Raw genomic sequence first — 17,329 nt, forward strand, 5'->3', positions numbered from 1 at the left:
CGGGGGTTTTGGGTAAGGGCGAGTTCAGTCTGAGGTGTTCCTAGGGAGGCCGCGCCGAACGGAAAAAGAACGTTGCCCCTATTGAGCAGTCAGCCAATCAACAAAGCTGTCTAGAGCGTGAGTCCATACGATGTAAAGGCCGCTTTCTTGTGCGATTTTCAGGCTTTCAACCCCAAACACACCTGACAGCAGGGCAACGGGTACAATTTCTTCACCTGCTTTTACTTTCCAGTGCTTTGCTTTTGCAGCCGTGTCGTTCAAAACACGTTTTATGCTGTTAAGTGCGGAGGAGGAGTCTTTGGCTTCGATTGCGATAATTCGACCGTCTTTCGTTCCAACGAGAATATCCGCTTTGCGGCTGTAGACAGTGCATTCACCGTAGAAGGTATTTTCCTTTGGCCAATGACTCGGAGTAGTAATTTTTCCACTGTTCGGCGTTGAGGCTTTTACATATCCTTCAGCGAGCAGGCGCTCTTTCAGCACCGTTTCGACAACTCGTCCATGACCACGACGTTCAGTTTGAAGAGTTTGCGTTGCGTGCATCGCGGCTGTGGCGCGGATCGCTTGTTTGATTTCATGTTTCGTTGGCTTTCGGCCATCGCCGATCCAAGGAAACCGAACGGGATCGGACATACTGCATAGTAGTTTGAGAACTGAGACTGGCAGTGTGTCATCACTGCGCAGACGGGTCTTAGTGAGACGATCTGTTGAGCGGGTAACGAGTACACCCAGATCATCCTCAGATACCGGTGGGCCAGCAACATAGCGTAGTGCGTCAAGCAACTTCTGATCAAATAGGATTGCGCGCACAGTGTTGGGATCAGGATTAGCCGGATCTACATCAGTCAGAGTTTTAAAAAGGCGCAAGACGCTGTCTTGACGCTCTTTAAAATGTTCGATGTATCGATTACGTGGCTCTTTCAAACGGCGATCTACAAAGGCATTTATTGAATGCTGAGCTTGCTCGGTGAGCTCTTCATCGGTCCAGATGGTAGGCCAGCGATTGATATTTGGAATGGTCATGATGCAGTTATCTCCGCAAGCCGTTCCGCAGAGGGAATATGCAAGCGCTCAACCTCTCGTGGCTCAAACTTAGTGAGGCCTCCTGCATATGTACGGCCCGAGCTAGTGCAAACATTACCGTTTAAATAAGTGTGGATTTGTTCGAGAAGTTGCTCGCTGATTGGCTCGCGTGGGTAGAGGCCATGTGCGATATTGATGTGTCTGGCACCACAAAAATTACGCACAAAGGCTGGTGCACGACGAGCCATATAGGTGCAGAGGATTGGTGCCGGATCCTTTAACCCTACAGACCACCATGCCCGCCGATTTCGAGCGACGAAACCACTGTCTGCGTCATGAGTCCGCGCCCATGTAAGAAATATTTCAACGGTTTTGAGCTCGGATGTTGATAGTTCATCAAGATTGACGGGCAAGTCGATGACCTTCTTCAAGTCGGTGGAAACTTTAAGGGCCCTGCCTGCCGCTATAAGTTCACGCGCCTTGGTGATTGTTGGATGAAGGAAGCGACTGGGCAGTTTCGCTGCCTGTTCTCCTGCGATCCAAATGCTGTTTGCGCCCGTTACCTGACCGCGGTGAACACGAAAAAGTTCGCCAAGCTCAATGTCGCCAGCGCTCGGTTTTGGGGTCTTGCGGACGAAATGCGACCACCGAGGAGCATCTTGTAACTCTGCCCATGCGATTGGCTTACCTTGCGAAAGGTCTGCAAGCTGATTGAGATTATCTACAGTACGGACGGCAAGTTCGTCGCCACGATTGCCCGGCGTAAAACAGGTAATCGCCCCCGTCGTCATCGCGTCTGCAAAGGGCTGTGCTCTGGGGTTAATAACGTGCAGCGATGCACCGCCGAGGCCATTTGACAGCATTTCCCGTAGAACGGAGCCGTAATTTACGTCGATCCATTCGGCTGCCGTTATGAAGCTACCGAAGTCGCCGGACTGGGCCATAATACGTGTCTTTAGGAAAAAATAGATATGCAAGCCAGCGAGTTTGCTGGCCTTGAGGCCATGTTTAGTCGCTGTGTTGGCAAACCATAATTTCCATTTGTCACTGATCTGATGGTGGCGGACATAAGGCGGATTGCCAATATATAGGGTTGGGCCTTTGATCCTTGGCAGTTTAATTTCAAGGAAATCTGCCGCTTTAACAGTTAGCCGGTTAGCAAAACCACAGACCGCAGCGTTGGCACGTACAAGCAATAACGCCAGTGGGTCTGTATCGATAGCTACCAGCTTTGCTTTAGGGAACCGATGGGCGGCTGCCATGAGAAACCGACCCGATCCGCATCCGGGGTCAACAATTCGTGAAGGTGTTTCCGCTTGCCTCGCCGCCCAAGCCACCATAGATGCGACGATCATGTGAGGCGTATAGGTTGCGCCGGTCTTGCGGCGATGTTCTGGTGAACGGAGGATGCAAAATTGTGTGCCTAGAGGATCGTCGCCAGTGGCAATCGCTCGACGGACGATGTCTATGGTCTGGGGATTCGGAGATATAGCGTTTGCGACAAGGCGTTGTTCTGCCTTCGAAAGACACATTTCTGTTCCGATTAAAGCATAGGCAATACCGGCGAGTTGACGTTCATTTTCGACCATGCCCTTCCTCGCCTCTTTCTCTTTCATACTTCGTCCACATTTCTTCGAAGAGCTTACGTAAGGATAAGCCGCGACGTGCGGCTTCGGTTTTTACTTCCCGCGCCATATCTGGCGAAAGAGAAAAACCAACGATCTTGCGTCCAGATTGTTCGGGTGAATCACTCATGTTCCAACTATTGTCGACGGGTTGACTTATGTCAATTCCTGTTTTGTTCACATAGCCAAAACTTGATTTGTTGCTGAGGATTCGTTTTCCGGAAACATGTTTCGCAGAATAAATTTAGGGATAGGCTCCCTGTTTTTAAAAGGGAAATTCGGCAACTTATTGTCCACTTGCACAATATAATGTACAAGTGTGCGTGGATGCCTTAACAGGAGTATGGTCATGCGGGTTTTATCCTACAGCCGTGCCAGACAGGCCTTTGCCGACTTGATGAAGGCGGCGAATGCGGATCACACGCCATTTCATGTGACGCAAAAATCGGGTGATGACGTGGTGATCATCAGCAAGGCGGATTATGACGCCATGCAGGAAACCATGCATCTGCTGTCCAGTCCGGCCAATGCACAGCGCCTTAACCGGTCGATTGCGGAACTTGAGGCGGGAAACGGTGTTGAGCGTCCGCTTGCCGACGACGCATGAAGCTGGTCTGGAGCGAGGACTCTTGGCAGGATTATCTGTACTGGCAGGCCAATGACAAAAAGATGGTCAGGCGGATCAACGCCCTGATCAAAGAGATCAAGCGCACGCCCTATGAGGGGACCGGAAAGCCCGAACCGTTGCGCCATAACTGGTCTGGATATTGGTCGCGCCGGATCAGTCAGGTGGATCGGCTGGTGTATAAGCACACGGATGACGCGATTTATATCGCGCAGGCGCGGTATCATTATTGACGCTTGGCATACGTCGAGAGGGCATTATGAAAAGCGACATTAAGCGCCAGATGGAAAGTGCCGCTGGCCGGGTTTCCAGCAAAGCGCCCCGAACGGTCAATCTTCCTTTTTCAGAGGCGGAGCTTCTGGTCGGGCTTGATGCAGAGCGTCCGCTTGCCGACGCGCTTGCGCTGCCTTCTGCTGTTGAAATGGATGAGTGATGGTGGCGGGGGTACTGGCGCGATGCGTGATGGATGGTGCGCTTTGACACATGGATTCCCGCCTAGCGCGGGAATGACGGGGGGCCGGGTTTGTTGGCCGGCTTTGTTCCCGGTGCTGACGCGGCCGGTTGGGCGCGCGTAGGCGGTGCCGTTCTCCGTGCTCTCAAACAGCGTGCCGGGGACGGCTTTCGCAACCGTAACCATCGCGGCCATGTTCGCCAGGGAATTGGATATCTATCACACTGGATTGCCCTTCTGACTCTGAGTATTCTTGACGCCTGAGCCCGAATCTTGCATTAAAATCAAGGCTATGATAGCTATTGAGGGCCAAGGGTGTACATGCTGGAGGGGGGTGCGGAAACAGCTGATCTGCGAGACGCATTCGATCGCCGGTTGAAATCAGCTCTCCTTCCGGGAGCCGGACAACGCCCGTGGCCTCATCGAAATGGACGCGCGCGCTGGTTGACAGCCGGACCCGCTGCAATAATCCCCGCCGTATGACGGCTCAATTTTTCACGCGGCCAGATCATTGGCTGGGGAAGGGAAGTGCGTAATGAAGATAAGCCGTATCCTCGCAATCCTGTTTGCGACGATGTTGATCGCGTCGCCCGCAGCGGCGCATATCAAGTGGTTCGAGCCTTTCGACGTCTCGGCCCAGCCCAAATCAATCGACGCCGTGCTGAACACCACTTTCGTCACATTCTTCCTGATCTCGGTCGCGCTCGTCTTCATGTTCTTCATGGTCAACCGCATCGCGCTGCGTCGCGGCATCCTGGACGCGTTCCACAAGCGGCTGAAGGTCTTTGACGGGCTTTCGATCCTGATCATGCGCGGCGCGGCGGGGCTGTTCTTTGCCGCTGCATGGGCCATGGCCATGTTCGGCGATATTCACTTCTACCTTGCGCCGGAGCTGGCCGCTCATGAGGTCTGGGTGCCCTGGTTCCAGCTGGCCCTGGCGCTCTTTGCGCTGAGCCGGTGGACCACACCGGTGCTTGGTGCGGGGATTTTGGTGCTCTATGTCCTGGCACTGTACCATTACGGCGTTTTCCATCTGATCGACTACCTGATCTTCCCGGCCATCGCCTATTTCTTCATGGCGACTGCCAGCCCCTCATATGGCTGGAAAAAATCCGGCTTTGTGACCCTTTATGCTGTCACCGGAATCAATTTCCTCTGGCTCGCGATCGAGAAGTTCGCCTTTCCGGACTGGACCTATCCGCTTCTGGCCAAACATCCGGGAATTCTGATGGGCATCGACCCGGAGACCTACATGGTGCTGGCCGGGTTCGTGGAGTTCGTGATCATCTTCACCTTGCTGGGCGCGGCCTCGGTGGTGACCCGCTTGATCGCCTTTGCTTTCCAGACCTTGCTGGTCCTCGGCATTTTCGAGTTCGGCCTGGTCGATGCCGTCGGCCACTTGATGATCAATGCCGTCCTCTTCGTGCTGATCTTTCGCGGCCCGACCGATGCCCGCTACATCCTGGTGCTCTCGACAAAGTCGCCACAGATGGAGGCCTATTTCATGACCGGCCTCTATTATCTCGCCTTCGTCAACGCCTTCGTTCTTTACTACGGCCTCCATTCCCTGCTGTACGGCTAAGAATCAGTTCCGCAGCGTATGAATTAAGGGGGCAAACGAACGAGGCAGGCACCTGTTCCCGCTACTTAGGCGCCCGACCCATAAATTGGTTGCGCGCGGTTTGACGCATGGTTCCCAATGATCTGGTCGATGAATACCGGCTGTGGGTGATGCCGGTCATTCTGGGCAAGGGAAAGCGCCTTTTTACCGATAGTGCTGCGGCCAGAAACATGAAACTGCACCCCAGCAAGGCCTTCTCAACCGGTGCTGTTTTTAACGCCTGCCGGTGAAAATTTGGTTCCTTTGCGCCGCCAAGTGCCTTTTAAAACGTGAAACGGACGGAGGATTGCCCCTCCGTCCGTTTTATTTAAGCGTCAAGTTTGACGGGATTAAGCAGCCCGGCTGTGGTGGGTGCCTTCGCTGACTTCCTCGACGATCTTGCTGACAAAGGCGTCAAGGTCGTTGGGGGTGCGCGATGTGACGATCCCTTGTTCGCAGACGACCGCTTCGTCCTGCCAGAGCGCGCCGGCATTGAGAAGGTCGGTTTTGATCGAGCTATAGGACGTCGCACGGCGACCGCGCAGCGCACCGGCCTCGACCAGAAGCCATGGGCCGTGACAGATCGCCGCGACCGGTTTGCCCGAGGCGACAAATTCGCGCACCAGACTGACGGATGCTTCGTCATTGCGCAGAAGGTCCGGGTTGATCTGCCCGCCGGGGATGACCAGCGCGTCATAGTCGGCGATATCGACATTTTTGACTTCGACATCGACATCGACCGTATCGCCCCAATCGGTTTTATCCCAACTTTTAATCGGGTCCGGTTTGGGCGATGCGATTTTAACATCGGCCCCGTGGGTCGAGAGCTTTTCAAGCGGAACGCGCAGTTCCGAGCGCTCGTAACCATCGGTGGCGAGAATCAAAATCTTTGCGGTATCAATCGCAGGCATAATGTCGCTCCTTTCATTGATGTCGAACATTACACCCCGCCAACGGCTGCGGTTTGATAACGTTCCAAATTTTCCTGTGACGATTTTGTGGCACGGGTTTGGGGGTACTGGCGTGGGGACCTGTGCGCTTTGATGGATGGATTCCCGCCTGGCGCGGGAATGACGGGTTTTTGGGTGGGGATGGTGGTGGTTGCGAGGGAGAAATGCCCCGGCAGTCGTTCAACTGCCGGGGCGGGCTGGGCCGATGCGGCATCGGCGGGGGTTGGGGCGATGCTGTTATCCCTGTTCGGCGGGAACAGGGGCGGTTCGCAGGCCCAGCGTTACGATGAGAGACGCGGCAAGGAGTAAGAAACCGGCGATGGTAAAGACGCCAAGCGCGCCGCTGGTGTCAAAGACAAGGCCGCCGGCGGCTGCACCCGTGGCAATGGCAAGCTGGAAACCAGCAACCAGAAGTCCGCCGCCGCTTTCGGCTTCATCGGGAACGGTGCGGGTGATCCAGGTCGACCATGCCACCGGCACACCGCCAAAGGCCATGCCCCAGATCGCGACAAGCACGGTGGTCGGGGCAACCGCACCATCAATGACGACCATGCCAACCCCGGCCAGGCCCATGACGAGCGGCATGAGCGCAATGGTCATGCGCAGCGAGCGCGCAATCAGCGCGCCGCCGACATAGGTGCCGATAAAGTTGGCGACCCCAAAGCCCAGCAAAATGCCCGAAACACCCGCCGTGGTCACACCGGACACCGTTTCAAGGAACGGGCGGACATAGGTAAACAGCGCGAAATGGCCGGTAATGATCAGGACCAGTGAAAACAGCCCGAATTTCATGCGCGGGCGGCTCATGACCTCGATCAAGGTGCGCAAGGTCGCACGGCCGCGCGGCGGCATTTTGGGCAGGGTGGCAAATTGCACGACAAGGGCCAGAACGCCGAGCAAGGAGGCCAGCAAAAACACATTGCGCCAGCCAATCACATCGCCAAGATAGCTTCCGAGCGGGGCGGCAAAGACGGTGGCCGCCGAAACGCCGCTAAACAGGATGGCGAGCGCACGGGGCACGCTTTTTTCAGGCACCAGCCGCATGACGGTGGCCGCCGACATGGTCCAGAATCCGCCAAGGGCAACGCCCAGCAAGACCCGCCCGGCGAGTAGGATCGCAAAGGTCGGGGCGAGTGCGATCATGATGTTCGCGGCAATCAGAAGGACTGAAAAACCAAGCAGAACATAGCGGCGGTCAATCTTGCGGGTGACGGTTGCGGTAAGAAGGCTGGTGATCAGGGCCATAACGGCGGTGGCCGACATGGCCTGCCCGGCCATGCCTTCGGTAATGCGAAGATCATCGGCCATCGGGGTCAGCAGGCTGACGGGCAGGAATTCGGCGGTGACAAGGCCGAAAACCCCCAACGTCATCGAAATAACAGCACCCCATGCCGCAGATGCGGGTTGGAGGGTGGTTTGAGGTTCACTCATGGGGGATCCTTTGAGTTGATGTTTGTGCATTGCACCCAAGATAGACTGGACGGGTCGGACGTTCTATGGCAGTTTGTCCGAAGTTATTGATCAATCGTCCGAGAGTGTCATGTCCCCCATTGCCAATGCCGCGTTTAACAGCCCGTCCACGCACATCGAAGGCCAGTATGATGGCGGCTTTGATGCGAACGGGCATGATATGGTCAGCGAGCTTTTGTCGGGCGTGCGCCTGCGCGGGCTTGATTACCGCCGGATCGAGATTTCAGCCCCCTATGGGCTGCGGTTTGGTGAGGATGTCGATGACAGCCGGGCGTGGCTGCATTTCATCGGGCAGGGGACGGTGCATTTGCGGACCAAAAGCGGGGCGGTACATACGCTTGGCTGCGGGGATGCGGTGCTGCTGCCCTGTGCGGGTATTCATGATTTATACAGCAAGGACGGGGTTGCGCTGCGCAGTGTGGATGCATTTGAAAAGGTGCATCTGTGTGATGTGGCGTCTGAAATCCGGGCCTGTGAAAAGGATGTGTGCCGGACAAAGGACAATCTGATTTTCAGCTGTGCGATGGAATTTGATCTGGGGTGGTTGCATCCCCTCGCGCATCTTAAGCCCGAGGTCATGCATATTGAAACCGTGCCCGATCATGATCCGCAAATCCCCGCTATTCTGGACGTGATGACCGCCGAGCTTAAATCCAAACGGCCGGGGTATGGCGTGATCCTGACCCGGCTGGCCGATGTGGTGGCCGCAGCCATCCTGCGCCGCTGGGTCGAGGCCGGGTGTGATGTGTGTGGCTGGGTCGAGGCGGTGCGTGATCCGAAACTCGCACGCGTTTTGGCCGCCTTGCATAAGGAGCCGGGACGCGATTGGTCGGTGGCCGATATGGCGTCCGAAATGGGCATGTCGCGGTCGGTCTTTGCCGAGCGGTTTGTCGCGCTGACGCAATCAACGCCACAGCAATATTTGACGAACTTGCGCATGCGGCTGGCCAGCCAGTGGATCGGGCGCGAAAAACTGCCGATGGATGAGGTGGCCGACCGGCTTGGCTATGCCTCAGTCGCGGCATTTAGCCGGGCGTTTAAACGCACGACGGGCATGTCGCCCGGTGCGGTGCGCCGGGTGGATCACGCGGATTCAACGTCGGTGGCTTAATCGGCACTATCCGTATTGTCCGCGCCATAAAGACTGTTCTGGGCGGTGGTGGCCGCTGTTTTCAGGCTTTCAAGCAATCGGTCGCGATGGGTTTGCAGGGTGGCGGGGGATGCGCCAAACACCGAAAAGGCCGAGACCATATTGCCGTGCCGGGTCAGGATCGGGACGGCTATGGCGTAAATATCATGTTCACGCTCGCCATTATTGGTGGCATAGCCCGTATCGCGGATATGATGCAGTTCGGATTTCAGGGCTTTGACATCGGTGATGGTGTGATCGGTCATGCAGGTGAGATCGGCCTTGGCAAAGTATCGATCCTGATCGGCGGGGCTCATATGGGCCAGCCAGAGTTTGCCGTGGGCGGTGCAAAAGGCATCGAGTTTCGATCCAATGCGGATATCGACATAGAGCGGGCGGTCGGGCAGGGCCTTGGCAATGCAGACGGCCATATCGCGATCAAACTCGGTCGCCATGCAGGCCTCCCCCGTATCATGCGCCAGTTGATCAAGGATCGGTTGCAGCAGCCCTGCCAGATTGCCGTCGCGCATCACCCGATGCCCCAAATCAGCAAACATATATCCCAACCGAAACACCCCGCGTGACGTGACGCGCAAAGCCCCGGCATGGACCAGTGTGTGCAAAAACCGGTGGGCAGTGATCATGTTGATGCCAAGCGCATCGGCGGTTTCCTGTGCAGTCAGTTCTATTTTCCCCGCCGCAAACAGGTCGAGGATTTTAAACGCCTTAAGCACAGAGCCGTTGAGTTGACTGGTCATGATGTTCCGTTCACGTAGCAGGGTCGATAACAGGTTCAAGCATAGGTGCCGGTCGCCGCACTTGACGCCAGCCGGATTTCAATAATAAACTATATTATAAATAATATTTCAAATATAGCAATATTGCAAGAAGGCGTCTGATGAAAAACGACATGGAAAAAACCGCGGGCATTACCCTGACCGCCGGTGGAGCGGTTTTGGCGCGGATGAAGGCGATTGGGATTGATTATATCTTTGCCAATTCGGGCACGGATTTCCCGCCGATCATCGAAGGGCTGGCCGAGGCGGCGGCAAAGGATATCGACCTTCCGCATGCGTTGGTGATGCCGCACGAAAATGCAGCGATGGGCATGGCGCATGGCTATTACCTGGCGACCGGCAAGGCGCAGGCGGTGATGGCGCATACCAATGTGGGTCTTGCCAACTGTGCGATTGGCGCGATCAATGCCGCGACCGAACATGTGCCGATTGTCCTGATGTCGGGCCGAACCCCGGTGATGGAAAAGGGCCGCCTTGGTGCGCGCACCGTGCCGATTGGCTGGGGGCAGGAAATGCGCGATCAGGGGGCGATGGTCCGGGAATCAACCAAGTGGGAGTACGAGCTTAAATTCCCCGAACAGGTGCCCGATGTGGTCGATCGGGCCTATGCGATTGCGTCTTCGGTGCCCAAGGGGCCGGTTTATGTCAGCCTGCCGCGTGAAGTTTTGTGTGAACCGTGCCCCGGCGATGCGATTGACGGGCCGTTGCGCCAGCAGCCGGTTCAGATTGCCCCGCCGCAGGCCAGTGTTGAGGCGGCGGCAGATATTCTGGCCAAGGCCAAAAACCCGGTGATCATTGCCCAGCGTGGCACGGGGACGGCCGAAGCCTTCGGCCGGTTTGCCGATCTTGTCGATCAGTGGGGCATTCCCGTCGTGCAATATTGGGCGATCCAGCTTGCAATCGGCACCGAACATCCGATGTTTGCCGGCATGGACCCGGCCCCATGGTTAAAGGACGCCGATGCGGTGGTGGTGATTGATTGCCTTGCCCCATGGTCGCCCGATATCCACACATTGCGGGGTGACTGCAAGGTGGTGCAGGTCGGGCAAAATCCGCTGTACTCCCGGTTCCCGGGCCGCAATTTTGCCGCCGATATTTCATTGGCCGGGGAAACCGGCGATGTGATCATGATGCTGGCCGATGCCATGGATCGTCGGCAGGGTGATCACAGTGATGCCTGTGATGCGCGTCGATCCAAGGTTGCCGCGATCAATGCCGACACCCGGAAGAAGGCCTTGGCCATGGCCGATGCCGGGGCGGTGGACCCGATGAGCAAGGGCTATGTGTCGCGTTGCTTGTCCGAAGCGATTGCCAGCCGTCCGGCAACGGTGTTTTCCGAGCTTGGCTGCCCGTTAGAACCCATGTCGTTGTCCGCACACAGTAGCTGGTTCCAAGAACCGCATTCGGGCGGGCTTGGCTGGTCGTTCCCGGCATCGATGGGCTATCAGTTGGCTGATAAGGACAGGCTTGTGGTCGCGACCATGGGGGATGGATCATACATGTTTGCCAACCCGACGGCGTGCCATCAGATTGCCGAGGCGCTGGAGCTGCCGATCCTGATCCTTGTTTTGAACAATAATGAATGGGGGGCTGTGCGCCAATCAGTTGCCGGGATGTATCCTGATGGCTATGCGGCCAAAACCAACGAAATGCCGTTAACCGCCCTTAAACCCAGCCCCGATTTCACCAAGGTTGCCGAGGCCAGCCGGGCGTGGGTCGCCAAGGCGGAACGGGCCGAAGACCTGCCGGGGATTTTGCGGGCGGCGATCAAACATATTGATGCCAATCGCACCCATGCGCTGGTTGAAGTGACGATTACGCCGTAAGTCGTTGCAGACAGGCAAACTTTTTGGCAGGGCGTCGGGAAACCGGCGCCCTAATTCTTTGGCAAATCGGATAAATTACTTTAGGTTGCATGATCGTAGCGGCGGGCAGGGGCGCAAAATGAAGTATTCAACGCTAAGAAAGTATGTGCGCTTCTTTCCTGTGAAAGCCGTCAAATGCATAGGGATCGCCTTGTTTCTCTGGCCAATAATTGGCGGATTTTTGATTTATAACCACTTATTGCCGAATTTGGATTGGTTGAACTTCAGTATTTCTTCTGTCCTTTTGGTGTTGACTACTACTTCTCCACGTCGTCGGAAAGGCCTTCGCTCCATTGCCTTTAAGGCGACCCTTTGGGGGTGGCGGCGTCGTCCCCATCCGAAATTGTTCTTGATTGGTATGCATTTTTGGGGGCCACTATTCATGTTTGTGTATTCTGCCCTATCGCAACATGATGCCCAATTCATTCTTCCAGCATTTGCACTTGTGGCCGCGAGCCTTGTTTACATTCCCTTGTTGTTCTGGCGCCCCCTTATTTTGAGGGTGCTGTTTGGCTTTGATAAGCGGACCAAGGTTTTTGGCGTTTTGGGGTGAAGCTTCGTCTCTTAAGGACTCAGCGCGAGTGGCCGATGCCCGTTTTTTATGGTTTTGGTGTTTCATCTGTCTATGATCGCGCGAGTTGTAAGGCGGTTTCAGGCAATAAGCGGGCATTTTCAGGATATGGCAAAACTACAAGGGCGTGATACCGGTGCGGGCAATCGAAAACCCGCAATAGATGTGCATGACGGGTTGCCGTTGCTCGATAGCGGGGTGAACTTTGTTGGTGAGCAGGTGAGCTATCCCAAGGGTTTGGCCAAGATCAAGTCGATGCTGGCGACCATGGCGCCGGGGCAGAAGACAGGCTGGCACAAACATGGTGTTCCGACTTATGGATACATCCTTGAGGGGCAAATCACGGTTGATTACGGCGATGCCGGTAAGACGACGTATCATGCCGGAGAAGGGGTGCTGGAAGCTATGGATTACTGGCATGAAGGGATCAATGACGGCGATATACCGGCACGGGTTGTTGTGGTTTTCATGGGGGCCGAGGGGGCGGAAAACGTGATTTACAAGCCAGATTTAGTGTCTGATTAAAATGATATTTCCCAATATGTTAAATGACTTGTGGAATATTTGTGCCTAGTTTGCTAGCACCTTTAAATGTCTGCTTGCATCGCAGGCAAAATCATTATTTCATTGAATTCAAGAATTTTGACTGCCTGCCCTAAAGGAGCCATCATGGATCGTGTTGTCGGAACATCAGGACGGATTGCGTTTGCCAGTGCGATGCGCAACCTGCTTGCGGATGTCTATCCCGGCCATGATCAAGCCGAATTGGTGCGCCGTGTGTTTGAGGTGTTGGGTCTTCCGATTGAGGGCGACGGGCCGGAACCCAGTGAAGAATATTTGCGCAAATGGGATCAGCGCGATGCGTTTCTGATTACCTATGGTGACAGTATTTCACAGGCGGGCAAAAACGGCATCGAAAGCCTTGGTGAATTTCATCAAAAATGGCTGAAAGACTGGTTGACCGGGGTGCATATCCTGCCGTTCCATCCGTTTACGTCCGATGACGGTTTTTCGGTCAGCGATTTTACCAAGCTCCGCCCGGAGCTTGGTACGTGGGATGATGTTTATGCGTTGTCGAAAAACGCGACCGTGATGGCCGATCTTGTCGCCAACCATATTTCGGCATCCCATCCGTGGTATCAGCAGTTTCTGGTTGGGGAAAAGCCGGGGGTCGATTACATCAAGACCGCCAGCCCGGACGATGATTTATCCGACGTTGTCCGCCCGCGCAGTCATGCGTTGCTCAATGACGTTGTCACCAAAGACGGTGAAAAACATGTCTGGTGCACGTTTAGCTATGATCAGGTCGATCTGGATTACGGCAACCCGGATGTTTTCTTTGAAATCCTGAAAATCGTTCTGGAGTACCTTAAACATGGGGTGCGGGTCGTGCGGCTGGATGCCATCGGGTTTATCTGGAAAGAAGCAGGCACGACGTCGATCAATCTTGAGCAAACCCATAAGATTATCAAGGCGTTGCGGCTGGCGACGACGGCGGTGCATCCCGATGCGATTTTCATCACCGAGACCAATTTGCCGTTGCTCGAAAACCTGTCGTATTTTGGTAATCAGGACGAAGCGCATCTGATTTATAATTTCTCGCTGCCCCCGGTGATCATTCATGCGCTTTTGAGCGGGCGGAGCGATTATATCCGTAAATGCATCATGGCGATGCCACCGGCCCCGGCGGGCTGTACGTTCTTTAACTTTACCGCCAGCCATGACGGTATCGGGTTGCGCCCGGCCGAAAACCTGATCCCGGATGCGGATATCGACGGGCTTAAAGACCATGCGGTCAGGATGGGCGGGCAGGTGAGTTACCGTGCGCTTAAGGGCGGTGGGCAGAAGCCTTATGAGTTGAATGTCACGCTGTTTAGCATGCTGGCGGAAAACTTCGCCGGTGAGGCGCGCATGGGGCTGGAACGGTTTGTCATGAGCCAGGCGATTGCCATGTCGCTTGAAGGCATTCCGGCGATTTACGTTCAGACCATTCTGGCGACCGAAAATGATCAAGGGGCGTTTGAGGAAACCGGCATTCCGCGCCGCCTTAATCGCAAGATCTGGCAGCTTGAAGATGCGGAAAAGGTTCTTAGCGACGAGGGACCTGCAAAATCGGCGTTTGATCAATTGCGCGCCTTGATGTCGATCCGCCAAGGGCAACCGGCATTCCACCCCAATGCGACGCAATATACGCTGAACCTTGGGTCGGAATTACTCGGCGTTTGGCGCCAGTCGCATTTGAATGAGCAGAGCATTTTCTGTGTGTTTAACCTGACCGAGCGGCCACAGAACCTTGATCTGTCAAAGATCAATCTGATCATGACCGAAGGCTGGCAGGATTTGATCACCCAGCAAGTGATAGAGGATTACGATGGCATCATGACGCTGGCACCCTATCAGATTGTCTGGATTTCCAATCTGGATGGGCGTAACCGCACCGAAAGCCGATTGTTGCAGCGGTACCGCGATGCGATGCCGGTTTAATTTGGTCATCTTGTAACCTGGCGGCATTGGTGGTTGTCAGAGTGCGGCGGCTCTGTAAAACTATAGCAAGTATTGGAATATCAGAGGCTTGAGGCGCAATGTCTTATGCGCAGGAAACCCGTCTGAACCGTTTGCCCGAAGATGTGCCTCGGCATGTGCGCAAACTGTTCGACGTGTGGCGGGCCGCGACATGCGGGAATGCACTTCCCGACCGAAAAGATCTTAGCAGCGACACCCTTTCGCTGTGGATCAATGACATTGGCATTTATGAGTATCTCCCCGATCGGCGCGACTTTGTTGTTCGGATTGATGCGCCAAACATGATTGCGGCGAGTGGCGAGAATTATCAGGGGTGTTCACCGCACCAGATTGATCTTGATTTTGGCACGCGGGTGCATGCCACGCTTCTCGATGTCATCGACAGCAGACAGCCGGCATTCCATATCATCGGTGTGGAGCGAAAAGTTTGGGAAGAATGGGTTCGGCTGTTGCTGCCGGTGCAAACACGCGACCGTGCAGGGCAGGCAGTCCTTCAGGTACTTGTTGCCCATTTTTTCTATCGTGGGGAGTAAGTTTAGTGTTGAAAATCCTCCTATTTTGCAGGCATGCACTTGTTCTTAAGTAGCGGCTTGCCCACTTAATTTTGTGGGAGAAGTTTTTACTTGGCGGCACAGAATGCTGGAATCAACGGACGTCGAACTGTCGGGGCTTCCGGACGATATCGACACGTCAATTATTTGCTTTGTCGATGCGTGGCGCGATGCCTGTGCGCAGATGGATAATGGCGCACTTCCGACGCGCACGGTTTTAAGCGCGGAACGGTTGCGTCAGTGGCGCGATGATATTTGCATTTATGAGTATCAGCCAATCAGAGAAGATTTTCTGGTGCGGATTGACGCGCCGACAATCATTGAGAACAACGGCGAAAGTTTTCAAAACAGCACGCCGCGCGAAATTGATCTTAAATACGGGACTTGCTTGATGGCGGCCTTGCTTAAGACCATGCGGCAAAAAAAACCGACATTCCATTACGTCCGCATCGTCAGTGCTTCTGGTGAGCCGCGGCAATGGCTTCGGGTTTTGTTGCCGGTGCAAACCTTTGACCGGTTCGGCGATCCGATTGATCAAATCCTTGGTGTGCGGTTCGCGTATGAACCAATGCATTGCATTTGAAAGTTGAAGAATGGCAACGCAACATACGATTCAGGCCAAGGAATTTGCAAAGGAAGCCTTGCCGCAAGATGCCCCGGCCGAGGCATATGGGTTGCTGGCGCTTTGGCAGCAATATGCCGGGCAGGGTGAGGAGGGCTTGCCAACCCGCGATGATTTCACCCCGGAAACGCTTGCGCCATGGATCGAGGATATCAGCATTTATGAATATCAAGCCGACAAGGATGATTTTCAGATTTTGCTGGAAGGGGAGAACATCATTGCGCTGACCGGTGAGGACTGGCGCGGTGCCTATGCCCGCGAAATTGATTTTCGCTATTCCACGTCTTTGCACGCGTCGATGTCACTGGCACGAACCACAGCCCGGCCGCAAATTCACATGTTACAGATTTTCCAGAAAGACTGGCGTAGCGGCGTTCGGCTGTTGTTGCCGATTACGCGCAAGCACATTGGCGAGGAAGATCGGCTTCAAGTCTTCCTCGCCATTTTTCCGATGCGTGATTTGATGTCATAATGCAACATTGAATTGGGGAGAGACAGAGTTAAGTCTCTTCGTATGTTCTGGAGATGATTTCTCCACCGATTTCTGATGGCGGACGTAACGTCAGTGTTTTGTCGCCAGCAGTAAATTTTACACAGAGTTGCCACATCTGGAAGGTTACAGATTTTGCGTTGTCGGGGCAGCTTTGCGTGACTGTTTGTTTCTTTGTAACTTGTTCTGAAATCGTCACGCTGTGCGTTTCGCTTGTCGATAGCGCCGCGCTTAGAGACAACCCAATGCCTTTTAAAGATCCCGATCCCCCTAACGTTTCAGAGAATTGATTGGTTTCAGAGTCCGTGTCGCTGTTGCCAAGTGTTATATCGATCTCTTTGCTGAAGGTGCCTCCTTGTCTTACTGAGCCGGTAAGGAGCGAAGTCCAAAAGTATTCAGCTTGCACTTCGATTGAGCTTACTGTGACCGATCTCACTGGTTCTTCCGTCGCAAGTATCAGTTTGTTGTCGCCTGCTTTCAAAAAAGAGGCGTCGATGAAGGCTTTTGTGTAACTGGCGTTGTTCGGACCAGGCCATACGTGTTGTCCATTGACATATAAATTTGCAGGGGCCCCGTGGGATATTGCCATGAAGAGATATTTAATTTCCAGTATGGTTGGGGCCGGTCCGGGCAGATTCAGTGTAAAAGTGATTTGATCGTTTGTAGAGCTGGGATACCACGCGCTCGCGTCTCCTGGGCCGGAGGCCTTGGTTCCCGATGTTTCTTTCAGATTTTTCGAGTAGTAGTGCACGGTATCGACAGTTTGGGTTTCGATTATTGGCTTGTTGGTCCCCATAATTACTGAAGTGGTTGGGCTTGCTGAAAATTCTTCAACTCCCGTAATCTCGGGAGGGCCGACCGTAATATTGTATCCAAAAAGATAGGTGCTAAGATCATCGGTTGGTGTGAGGTTCTTGACGTGCTGTGTTTTTGTTGTGCCTGACATAATTTTTCCCTGATTTCATCAAGTCGTTATGACGTCGGCATGGCTTGAAAGCCACAACCGTGCCGCGCTAACCCCCAAAGATTATTAAGAA

19 protein-coding genes are annotated in these 17,329 nt (G+C 54.5%); 13 read left to right on the forward strand and 6 right to left on the reverse strand.

What is annotated here, in order from left to right:
- Window positions 1–78: 78 nt before the first annotated feature.
- A complete protein-coding gene (locus AC0VXT_RS08010; RefSeq protein WP_475548213.1) occupies window positions 79–1,023 on the reverse strand; it encodes a XamI family restriction endonuclease in 945 nt (314 codons plus the stop codon).
- The gene (locus AC0VXT_RS08015; RefSeq protein ID WP_475548214.1) at window positions 1,020–2,639 is read right to left on the reverse strand and encodes an Eco57I restriction-modification methylase domain-containing protein; all 1,620 of its coding nucleotides are present in this window, start codon (window positions 2,637–2,639) and stop codon (window positions 1,020–1,022) included. Before AC0VXT_RS08015 ends, AC0VXT_RS08010 begins: the two co-directional genes overlap by 4 nt.
- Window positions 2,640–2,997: 358 nt before the next feature.
- Here AC0VXT_RS08015 and AC0VXT_RS08020 point away from each other — a divergent pair, with 358 nt between their 5' ends.
- The 5 genes from AC0VXT_RS08020 (at window position 2,998) to AC0VXT_RS08040 (ending at window position 5,575) form a co-directional block, all read left to right on the forward strand.
- On the forward strand, window positions 2,998–3,255 hold the full coding sequence (locus AC0VXT_RS08020; protein WP_475548215.1) for a type II toxin-antitoxin system Phd/YefM family antitoxin: 258 nt from the start codon (window positions 2,998–3,000) through the stop codon (window positions 3,253–3,255).
- Window positions 3,252–3,506 (forward strand): Txe/YoeB family addiction module toxin, encoded by a 255-nt coding sequence (locus AC0VXT_RS08025; RefSeq protein ID WP_475548216.1) that lies wholly within the window; start codon window positions 3,252–3,254, stop codon window positions 3,504–3,506. The genes AC0VXT_RS08020 and AC0VXT_RS08025 overlap by 4 nt, the downstream gene beginning before the upstream one ends.
- A gap of 26 nt (window positions 3,507–3,532) precedes the next feature.
- The gene (locus AC0VXT_RS08030; RefSeq protein WP_475548217.1) at window positions 3,533–3,706 is read left to right on the forward strand and encodes a hypothetical protein; all 174 of its coding nucleotides are present in this window, start codon (window positions 3,533–3,535) and stop codon (window positions 3,704–3,706) included.
- Window positions 3,707–4,259: 553 nt separating this feature from the next.
- Window positions 4,260–5,306 carry a hypothetical protein gene (locus AC0VXT_RS08035; protein WP_475548218.1) on the forward strand — a complete coding sequence of 349 codons (1,047 nt, stop codon included), beginning with the start codon at window positions 4,260–4,262 and terminating at the stop codon, window positions 5,304–5,306.
- A gap of 107 nt (window positions 5,307–5,413) precedes the next feature.
- Window positions 5,414–5,575 carry a dihydrofolate reductase family protein gene (locus AC0VXT_RS08040; protein ID WP_475548219.1) on the forward strand — a complete coding sequence of 54 codons (162 nt, stop codon included), beginning with the start codon at window positions 5,414–5,416 and terminating at the stop codon, window positions 5,573–5,575.
- A 99-nt stretch (window positions 5,576–5,674) separates the two neighbouring features.
- Here the strand turns inward: AC0VXT_RS08040 and AC0VXT_RS08045 are convergent, their stop codons facing one another.
- Both AC0VXT_RS08045 and AC0VXT_RS08050 read right to left on the reverse strand, forming a co-directional pair.
- Window positions 5,675–6,235, reverse strand: coding sequence for a type 1 glutamine amidotransferase domain-containing protein (locus AC0VXT_RS08045; protein ID WP_475548220.1), 561 nt, complete (start codon window positions 6,233–6,235; stop codon window positions 5,675–5,677).
- Between the two features lie 276 nt (window positions 6,236–6,511).
- On the reverse strand, window positions 6,512–7,705 hold the full coding sequence (locus tag AC0VXT_RS08050) for an MFS transporter (protein WP_475548221.1): 1,194 nt from the start codon (window positions 7,703–7,705) through the stop codon (window positions 6,512–6,514).
- A 109-nt stretch (window positions 7,706–7,814) separates the two neighbouring features.
- On the opposite strand from AC0VXT_RS08050, the gene AC0VXT_RS08055 reads away from it, so the two are divergent.
- Window positions 7,815–8,855, forward strand: coding sequence for a cupin domain-containing protein (locus AC0VXT_RS08055; protein ID WP_475548222.1), 1,041 nt, complete (start codon window positions 7,815–7,817; stop codon window positions 8,853–8,855).
- Here AC0VXT_RS08055 and AC0VXT_RS08060 read toward each other — a convergent pair.
- Window positions 8,852–9,631 (reverse strand): IclR family transcriptional regulator, encoded by a 780-nt coding sequence (locus AC0VXT_RS08060; protein WP_475548223.1) that lies wholly within the window; start codon window positions 9,629–9,631, stop codon window positions 8,852–8,854. The two genes, AC0VXT_RS08055 and AC0VXT_RS08060, sit on opposite strands and share 4 nt — an antisense overlap.
- 140 nt (window positions 9,632–9,771) lie before the next feature.
- Here AC0VXT_RS08060 and AC0VXT_RS08065 point away from each other — a divergent pair, with 140 nt between their 5' ends.
- The 7 genes from AC0VXT_RS08065 to AC0VXT_RS08095 all read left to right on the forward strand — a co-directional run bounded on the left by AC0VXT_RS08065 (window position 9,772) and on the right by AC0VXT_RS08095 (window position 16,274).
- On the forward strand, window positions 9,772–11,496 hold the full coding sequence (locus tag AC0VXT_RS08065) for a thiamine pyrophosphate-requiring protein (protein ID WP_475548224.1): 1,725 nt from the start codon (window positions 9,772–9,774) through the stop codon (window positions 11,494–11,496).
- A 118-nt stretch (window positions 11,497–11,614) separates the two neighbouring features.
- Complete coding sequence (locus tag AC0VXT_RS08070; protein WP_475548225.1) at window positions 11,615–12,088, forward strand: hypothetical protein; 474 nt, start codon at window positions 11,615–11,617, stop codon at window positions 12,086–12,088.
- Between the two features lie 126 nt (window positions 12,089–12,214).
- Window positions 12,215–12,631, forward strand: coding sequence for a cupin domain-containing protein (locus tag AC0VXT_RS08075; protein WP_475548226.1), 417 nt, complete (start codon window positions 12,215–12,217; stop codon window positions 12,629–12,631).
- Between the two features lie 144 nt (window positions 12,632–12,775).
- Window positions 12,776–14,590 carry an alpha-amylase family glycosyl hydrolase gene (locus AC0VXT_RS08080; RefSeq protein ID WP_475548227.1) on the forward strand — a complete coding sequence of 605 codons (1,815 nt, stop codon included), beginning with the start codon at window positions 12,776–12,778 and terminating at the stop codon, window positions 14,588–14,590.
- Window positions 14,591–14,688: 98 nt separating this feature from the next.
- Window positions 14,689–15,162 carry a hypothetical protein gene (locus AC0VXT_RS08085; protein ID WP_475548228.1) on the forward strand — a complete coding sequence of 158 codons (474 nt, stop codon included), beginning with the start codon at window positions 14,689–14,691 and terminating at the stop codon, window positions 15,160–15,162.
- Window positions 15,163–15,265: 103 nt separating this feature from the next.
- Window positions 15,266–15,763, forward strand: a complete 498-nt coding sequence (locus tag AC0VXT_RS08090; RefSeq protein ID WP_475548229.1) for a hypothetical protein — start codon at window positions 15,266–15,268, stop codon at window positions 15,761–15,763.
- 10 nt (window positions 15,764–15,773) lie between these two features.
- Window positions 15,774–16,274 carry a hypothetical protein gene (locus tag AC0VXT_RS08095; protein WP_475548230.1) on the forward strand — a complete coding sequence of 167 codons (501 nt, stop codon included), beginning with the start codon at window positions 15,774–15,776 and terminating at the stop codon, window positions 16,272–16,274.
- Window positions 16,275–16,302: 28 nt separating this feature from the next.
- On the opposite strand, the gene AC0VXT_RS08100 is transcribed toward AC0VXT_RS08095, so the two are convergent.
- Entirely contained in the window at window positions 16,303–17,238 is a 936-nt protein-coding gene (locus tag AC0VXT_RS08100; RefSeq protein ID WP_475548231.1) for a hypothetical protein, read from the reverse strand.
- Window positions 17,239–17,329: the final 91 nt, after the last annotated feature.

The organism is Thalassospira sp. Z349TD_5 (assembly GCF_056173045.1).